This window comes from Teichococcus wenyumeiae (assembly GCF_003696345.1).
GTDB lineage: Bacteria > Pseudomonadota > Alphaproteobacteria > Acetobacterales > Acetobacteraceae > Pseudoroseomonas > Pseudoroseomonas wenyumeiae.
Genome location: NZ_RFLX01000016.1, coordinates 79,542 through 86,620, shown reverse-complemented (window position 1 = coordinate 86,620; position 7,079 = coordinate 79,542). Strand labels below are relative to the sequence as shown.

Here is a 7,079-nt window from a genome sequence, read left to right as displayed (position 1 = left end):
CCACTCCGCCCTGGGCTACCAGACGCCAGAGCAGATAGAGCACAATGCCGCCTGATCCCTGTCCATCAAATCAGCGGAAGATCAAATCGCCATTCCCTGGCTCCTCCCCGTTCTGGCTTTGCCTCAGCCGCACACGACGCCTGCGGCGCGCAGTCGCGCCAGCTCGGCCTCGCCCAGGGCGGGGCACAGGATCTCGTCGTTATGCTCGCCCAGCTTCGGCGCCGGGCGGGCCAGCACGCCAGGCGTGGCAGAAAGGCGCGGCACCATGCCATGCATCGGCACGAAGCCGCCGGGCATATCGTCGTCCGGCACCTCGATCAGCGCCTCGCGCTCCGCCACGTAAGGGTCCTGCAATAGGTCCGCGGCATCCATGATGGGGCCGATGGTAACGCCGGCCTTGTCAAAATGGTCCAGCACCTCGGCCTTGTCGCGCTCGGCGATGAAGCCGGCGACGATGCCGTCCAGCTCCTGCCAGTTGCGCAGCCGGTCCACATTGGTGCGGAAGCGCGGGTCCTGGATCAGCTCCGCCCGCCCGATCGAGCGCAGCAGCTTCTCCGTCATGCCCTGGGTGGAGGAGGACAGGCAGACCCAGCCGCCATCCCGCGTGCGATAGGCGTTGCGTGGCGCGGTATTGGTGCTGCGGCTGCCGGTGCGCTGCTTGGTGCGGCCGGTCAGGCAGTAGTTGGCGGTCTGTGGGTCCATCACCGCCAGCATGGGGTCGATCAGCGAAAGGTCGATCACCTGCCCCTGGCCGGTCTGCTCCGCGTGCCGCAGCGCGATGGTGGCGGATGCCGCGCCATAGATGCCAGCGTAGCAGTCGCCCATGAACATCGGCGGCAGCACGGGCTCCCGGTCCGCGAAGCCATTGACGGCGGCGAAGCCGGAATAGCCTTCCACCAGCGTGCCAAAGCCCGGCTTGTGACGGTAGGGGCCATCCTGCCCCCAGCCGCTGATGCGCACGATCACCAGCGCCGGGTTGATCTCATGCAGCACTTCCGGCGCCAGCCCCATCTGCTCCAGCACGCCGGGGCGGAAGCTTTCCGTCAGGATGGCGGCATCCTTCACCAAGGCCCGCACCACGGCCTGCGCTTCCGGATTTCGCAGGTCGAGGCAGATGCTTTTCTTGTTGCGGCACCAGCTTTTCCAGGATGTCTCGACACCCTGCACCTTCCAGGCGCGCAGCGTGTCGCCCTCGGGCGGCTCCACCTTCACCACCTCGGCGCCATGGTCGGCCAGCACCATGCTCAGCGTATTGCCGGCCACCAGGCGCGCCAGGTCCAGCACGCGCACCCCATGCAGCGGGCCGCGCGCGGCGGGGTCGAAGGCCTTGCGATGCAGGCGGGAGGGCGCGTGCTGGTCCATGCTCAGTCGATCCGGATGTTGGCGGCGGTGGCAACCTGCTTCCAGCGGGCGATGTCCTGCTTCAGGAAGCTGTCGAAGTCGGCAGCGGGGCGCGGGGAAGGCTCGGCGCCCTCGCCGCGCAGGTATTGGGCGAGGCGCCCCTCGCCCAGCGCCTCATTGGCGACGGCGTTGAGCTTCTCCACGATCTCGCGCGGCGTGCCGCGGCGGGCCAGCAGGCCCCACCAGATCTCGGCGCTGTAATCCAGGCCGCTTTCCTTCGGCGTCGGTGCCTGCGGGCCGCTGGCGGGCCGGGCCTCGGAGGTCCAGCCGAGGATCTTGACGCTGGCATCCTTCACCAGCCCGGCGGCCGAGGGCACGGTGGTGAAGAGAAGCTGGATGGTGCCGGCCACCAGGTCGGTCGTCGCCGGCCCCATGCCTCGATAGGGGATGTGCACGAGTTGCAAGCCGCCGGCCCTCTGCGCGAAAAGCTCCGCCGAAAGCTGGTTGATGCTGCCAGGGCCGGCGGAGCCGTAATCCACTTTGCCCGGGTTGGCGCGGATATACTCCACCGCCTCCTTCAGGTTGTTGGCCGGGAAGGACTTCGTGGCCAGCACCAGCAGCGGCGCCGTGGCGGCCAGCGCCACGCCCTCGAAATCGCCGATGGCGTCATAGGGTGTCGCCTGCGTCGCCGCGCTGGTGGCGAAGGTGGAGGAAGTCACCAGCAGCGTGTAGCCATCCGGCGCCGCGCGGGCGACCTCGTTGGAGCCCAGCGTGCTGCCGGCGCCGGGCCTGTTCTCCACCACGAAAGGCTGGCCAAGGCGGCGCTGGAAATGCTCGGCCAGCGGGCGCGCCACGGCGTCGTTGGAGCCGCCGGGGGTGAAGGGCACCACCACGCGCACGGTGCGGCTGGGCCAGTTGCCCTGCGCGCGGGCGAGGCCGGGCAGCACCAGCGGGGCGGCCAGGGCGCTGGCCAGCAGGCCACGGCGGGGTATTGCAGCGATCATTGCAGGTTTCCTCAGGATCTTCTTGCTTCAGGCTGCGGCGCCGAGGCCCAGCCGCCGCGCCAGTGCCAGCACGGCGCGGGCGCTGGCGGCAAAAGGCGCGTCCACCATCTGCCCATCCACGGTATAGGCGCCGATGCCCTTGGTCTCGGCCTCCTCGGCCGCCGCGACCACGCGGGCGGCGCGGGCAATCTCGGCCTCGCTGGGCTGGAAGGCAGCGTTCACGATGGCGATCTGGCTGGGATGGATGCAGGACTTGCCGGCGAAGCCGAGCCGGCGGGACGCCTCGGCCTCCGCCCGGCAGCGCTCGGGCGAGGCGATCGCGGCCAGCGCGCCGTCGAAGGCCGGAATACGTGCCTCCGCCGCTGCCAGCCGCACCTGGAGGCGCACCTGATGCAGCGCGGCCTCGTCGTCGCGGGCGATGCCGAAAGGCTCGAAGAGGTCGCCATAGCCGATCTGCAACCCGGCCACGCGCGGGTCGGCGCCGGCGATCTCGGCGGCCAGCCGCAGCCCGCGCGGCGTCTCGATATTCGCCAGGATGCCGCAGGGCGCGGCGCCCACGGCAGCCTCCGCCCGCGCGATAACCGCGATGGCATCCCGCACCATGGCAGCAGATTCCACCATGGGCAGGTTGATGGCATCCAGCCCGGTTCCGGCCAGCGCCGCCACATCCTCGGCGAAATGCGGCGTGCCGGGTGCGTTCACGCGCACGATGGCCAGCTTGCCCGCGGCACGCAGGGCCGGGTCGCGCAGCGCGGCGGCGACATGGGCGCGGGCCTCGGCCTTGCGCTCCGGCGCCACGGAATCCTCCAGGTCAAAGCTCAGCGCATCGGCGGCGGAGGTCGCGCCCTTGGCGAAGAGTTCCGGCCGCGTGCCGGGCAGGAACAGCTTGCTGCGCATGGCGTCGAGGGAGGCGAAGGTCATGGCGCGGTCCTGTTCAGGCGAAGCCGTAGAGGGTGGCGGGATTGTCCACCAGGATGCGATCGGTGAGCCGCGGGCCGGCCCACTCGGCCAGCAGGTCCAGCAGCAGGGCGTCATCCGGCTTGTGCGGCTCGGTCACATGCGGCCAGTCGCTGCCCCAGACCAGGCGCTCCGGCGCCTCGGCAATGAAGGCGCGGGCGATGCGGCCGGCTTCCGGGTAGGGCGGGCCACTGCGGGTGTTCAGGTAGGCGCCGGACAGCTTCGCCCAGGCCCGTCCGGATTGCAGCAGCCGCGCCACCACGGCGAAGGCGGGATGCTCCGGTCCATCCTCCGGCGGCAGGCGGGCCATGTGGTCGAAGACCACGGGGCAAGGCAGGGTGGCCAGCACATCGGCGGCTTCCAGGATCTGCGCCGCCGTCAGGTGCAGTTGCAAGTGCCAGCCCAATGGCGCAACGCGGGCAGCGAGCGGCGCCAGGTCAGCCAGCGACAGGGGTGCGTCCGCCGGGTTCCACAAGCTCAGCCGCAGCCCGCGCACGCCGGCGTCGTTAAGGCGGCGGAACTCCTCGTCCGGCGTGCCGGGGGGCAGCACGGCGATCCCGCGGCCATCCGGGCCGAGTTGCGCCAGCGCGTCCAGCAGCGCGGCGGGGTCGGTGCCATGGTGCTTGGCCTGCACCAGCACGGCGCGGCTGGTGCCGAGGCGGCGCTGCAGCAGCCGGTAGTCGGCCAGCGTCATGCCGGCAACGGGTCCCGCGCCGGGAAAGCGGCTGTCGAGAACGTGCAGGTGGGCGTCGCAGGCCTTGGCCGGCACGGGGTGGCGTGGCGGGGCGATGCCCGCCGAGTGCGGCACAGCCGTCACGACGCGCAGCCGGTTGAACCGGTCAACATGGATCGTTCCTTCCCGCTCCGGCGCCGTGTCGCGCCTGTTCGTTTTCGCGGCGGCAGGATGGCGGCTTTCCCATCCCGAGTATAATGCATTGATGGCATTGATTGATGAGGAATGGTCATGCATCTGCCAATGGACGACGTGCAGGCCTTTGTGCAGGTGGCTGAGCTTGGCAGCTTCACCCGCGCCGCCGACCGGCTGGCTCTGACGCAGACAGGGCTGACGCGACGCATCCAGCGGCTGGAGGCTTTTGTCGGCCTGCCATTGTTGGACCGGACGAGCCGCCGCACCACGCTGACCGCCGCCGGGCGGGACTTCCTGCCCCTCGCCAAGCGCGTCGTGGAGGACCTGACCCATGGGCTGGAGCGGCTGCGCACCACCGCCCGGCTCAGCGCCGGCGATGTCACCCTGGCCACCATGCCCGCAGTGGCCTACCAGCGCCTGCCTATGGTGCTGGCCACCTATGCCCGCCGCTATCCCAGCAACCGCGTCATGCTGCTGGAACGCTCCGGCGCCCTGGTCACCGAGGCGGTGCGGCGGGGCGATGCCGAATTCGGCATCCATATCGGGCAGGACCCGCAGGACGATCTGGCGGAAGACCTCCTCTCGTCCGATCCTCTGGTACTCGTCTGTCACCCTGCCCATGCGCTGGCCTCCCGCAGCGCCGTGGCCTGGGCGGAGTTACGGGAGGACGACCTCATCACCCTGGGCGGCAGCAGCGGCAATCGGGCGCAGGTGGAGATGCAACTGGCCCGCGTCGGCCTGCCTGGGCGTGGGCGCTTCGTGGTGGAGAACACGCCCAGTGCCATGGCGCTGGCGGCAACGGGCGTGGCGGCAGCCATCCTGCCTTCCGCGACCGGCCGGGGCCTGCTCTCTGGGGCGCTGGTGGAGGTGCCCTTGGTGGAACCCGTGCTGCATCGCCGCTTGAGCCTGGTCCGGCGGCGGCGGGAAGCACTGACTCCGGCGGCGGCAGCGCTCTACCGCATGTTGCTGCCAGCCCGCGCCTCGTCAGACGAGGAGTGAATCCATACCGCTTCCTGATGCTGGTGGCTCAAGAACGGAGGTTCTCAAAGGCATCCAGCGCCTCCGGCTGCCGAAGCTTCGGCTCAGCGCCAGTCCACCAGCCGATCAAGTTCAGTATACCGTCTGCGTCACCGCGCGCAGGCTGGCTGGGTTTCGTCGATCCCGCGAACCACCAGTCCTGTGCGGAGAAGGCTTCGAGCTCAACAAGCCCTGGCGATGAGGCCCTACAAAGCGACAGCTAGGTCTTCCTGACGTTCCAGAACTTGATGAAGCCCGGAAGCATGCCGGAAATGTTCTGTCGCACCACTGTGGGCAGGAACACCTGACCAACAGGGATCCACGTTACGTCCTTGAGCGTCTGAAGCTGCAGATCCCGAGCAATGGCTTTTCTCTGCTCCTGATCGGGCGCCAGGAACCAGTCGCGATACAGCGCCTCGATGGCCGGGCTGTCCGGCCAGCCCACCCAGGCATCCTTGCCATTGGCGCGGATGGAGGGGACCACCGTAGGATCCTGGAAATAGTCCCCGTCGGCGCTGACAGCGAAGAGGTTCCAGCCGCCCTTGTCCGGCGGCTGCTGACTGGTGCGCCGCTGCACCACGCTGCCCCAGTCCATCGCCCGGTAATCGACATTGAAGCCCATCTTGCGCAACAGGTCGGCCGTGACCTCGCTGGCCGCGTTGTTCACCGGGCTATCGGTGCCAACCAGCATCACGACGGGCTCTCCCTTGTAGCCCGCCTCTGTCAGCTCGCGGCGAAGCTGGTCGAAGTCGGTGCGCCCGGCCATCGCCTCGACGCCTGCCTCCGTGGCCATGGGGGCGCCCGGCAGGAAGATGCCGACCTTGCCGCCGTGGAGGGAGGGGTCGGACCCGCCCATCGCCACGGCGTAATCCTCCTGGTTGATGGCAGAAAGGACCAACCGGCGGACCGCGACGTTGTTGAAGGGCGGGTAGAGGTGGTTGAACTGCAGGAAGGCCATCGTGCCGGCCCGGTTGGTCACTTCCACCTTCAAGGACCGGTCGCGGCGCAGCAGCGGAATGAGGTCGGGGATCGGCCTTTCCCACCAGTCCATCTCGCCCTGCTGCATCGCGGCCTGCGCCGTGGCGGCATCGGGGACGATCCGCCACTCGACACGCTCGACATGCACGACCTTGGGACCGGCGGAGATGCCGGGCGTGCCATCGGGGCGCGGCACATAGCCATCGAAGCGGCTATAAACCACCTGCGCGCCGGGCAGGCGCTCGCCCGCCACGAAGCGGAACGGGCCGCTGCCGATCATCTCCGTCACGGCTGCGTTCGGATCGGCCGGCAGAACCCGCGCCGGCATGATGAAGGGCGTATAGGGCGTCGTCTTCGCCAGGGCCTGTGGCAGCAGCGGGAAGGCGCGCTTCAGGCGGAAGCGCAGCGTGCGCTCGTCCACGGCCGACAGCTCGTCCGTTACCGCCATCAGCGTCTTGCCGAAGGGGTCGCGCCGGGCCCAGCGCCGCAGGCTGGCCACGCAATCCTCCGCCCGCACAGGCTCGCCGTCATGGAAGCGGAGGCCGTCGCGCAGCCGCAGGGTCCAGACCTTGCCGTCCTCGGACACGTCCTGCGCGCCGACCATTTCCGGCACCGGCTCGCCGGCCGCATTCATGCCGTAGAGCGTGTCGAAGACCATGAAGCCATGGTTGCGCGTCACGGTCGCGGTCGTGATGCCGGGGTCCAGCACCGCCAGATCCGCCTGCGGAACGACGCGCAACACCGAACGGCCCTGGGCGAGCGAGAGGCGCGGCGCGGCGAGCACGCCGGCACTGGACAACAGAAACTGACGCCGCTTCATCACGCCTCCTCCCGCCGCCGGCTTGTGCCGGTCGGCTTCTTTCAGTCCCGCCATCTAGACCAGGCTGCGTCCGGGCGCCAAGCCCGGCTTTCCG

At 69.6% G+C, this 7,079-nt stretch carries 6 protein-coding genes; 1 reads left to right on the top strand and 5 read right to left on the bottom strand.

What is annotated here, in order from left to right; genetic code table 11:
• Nucleotides 1-123: 123 nt before the first annotated feature.
• Genes EBE87_RS19120 through EBE87_RS19105 form a run of 4 tightly spaced genes read right to left on the bottom strand, consistent with a single transcriptional unit; the run spans nt 124 to nt 4,119 of the window.
• Nucleotides 124-1,362: a CaiB/BaiF CoA transferase family protein gene (locus EBE87_RS19120; protein WP_120636332.1), complete on the bottom strand. Its 1,239-nt coding sequence runs from the start codon at nt 1,360-1,362 to the stop codon at nt 124-126.
• A gap of 2 nt (nt 1,363-1,364) precedes the next feature.
• The gene (locus tag EBE87_RS19115; protein ID WP_120636331.1) at nt 1,365-2,345 is read right to left on the bottom strand and encodes a Bug family tripartite tricarboxylate transporter substrate binding protein; all 981 of its coding nucleotides are present in this window, start codon (nt 2,343-2,345) and stop codon (nt 1,365-1,367) included.
• Between the two features lie 27 nt (nt 2,346-2,372).
• Nucleotides 2,373-3,266 (bottom strand): HpcH/HpaI aldolase/citrate lyase family protein, encoded by an 894-nt coding sequence (locus tag EBE87_RS19110; protein ID WP_199707013.1) that lies wholly within the window; start codon nt 3,264-3,266, stop codon nt 2,373-2,375.
• Between the two features lie 13 nt (nt 3,267-3,279).
• A complete protein-coding gene (locus EBE87_RS19105; RefSeq protein ID WP_233552954.1) occupies nt 3,280-4,119 on the bottom strand; it encodes an amidohydrolase family protein in 840 nt (279 codons plus the stop codon).
• Nucleotides 4,120-4,266: 147 nt separating this feature from the next.
• On the opposite strand from EBE87_RS19105, the gene EBE87_RS19100 reads away from it, so the two are divergent.
• Complete coding sequence (locus EBE87_RS19100; protein ID WP_120636329.1) at nt 4,267-5,169, top strand: LysR family transcriptional regulator; 903 nt, start codon at nt 4,267-4,269, stop codon at nt 5,167-5,169.
• Between the two features lie 238 nt (nt 5,170-5,407).
• Here EBE87_RS19100 and EBE87_RS19095 read toward each other — a convergent pair whose 3' ends face one another.
• Entirely contained in the window at nt 5,408-6,985 is a 1,578-nt protein-coding gene (locus EBE87_RS19095) for an ABC transporter substrate-binding protein (RefSeq protein WP_120636328.1), read from the bottom strand.
• Nucleotides 6,986-7,079: the final 94 nt, after the last annotated feature.

Excerpts from the sequence above, each read along its gene's own strand:
- EBE87_RS19115 (WP_120636331.1), bottom strand. The coding sequence starts at position 2,345 with ATGATCGCTGCAATACCCCGCCGTGGCCTGCTGGCCAGCGCCCTGGCC.
- EBE87_RS19110 (WP_199707013.1), bottom strand. The coding sequence starts at position 3,266 with ATGACCTTCGCCTCCCTCGACGCCATGCGCAGCAAGCTGTTCCTGCCC.
- EBE87_RS19120 (WP_120636332.1), bottom strand. The coding sequence starts at position 1,362 with ATGGACCAGCACGCGCCCTCCCGCCTGCATCGCAAGGCCTTCGACCCC.
- EBE87_RS19100 (WP_120636329.1), top strand. The coding sequence starts at position 4,267 with ATGCATCTGCCAATGGACGACGTGCAGGCCTTTGTGCAGGTGGCTGAG.
- EBE87_RS19095 (WP_120636328.1), bottom strand. The coding sequence starts at position 6,985 with ATGAAGCGGCGTCAGTTTCTGTTGTCCAGTGCCGGCGTGCTCGCCGCG.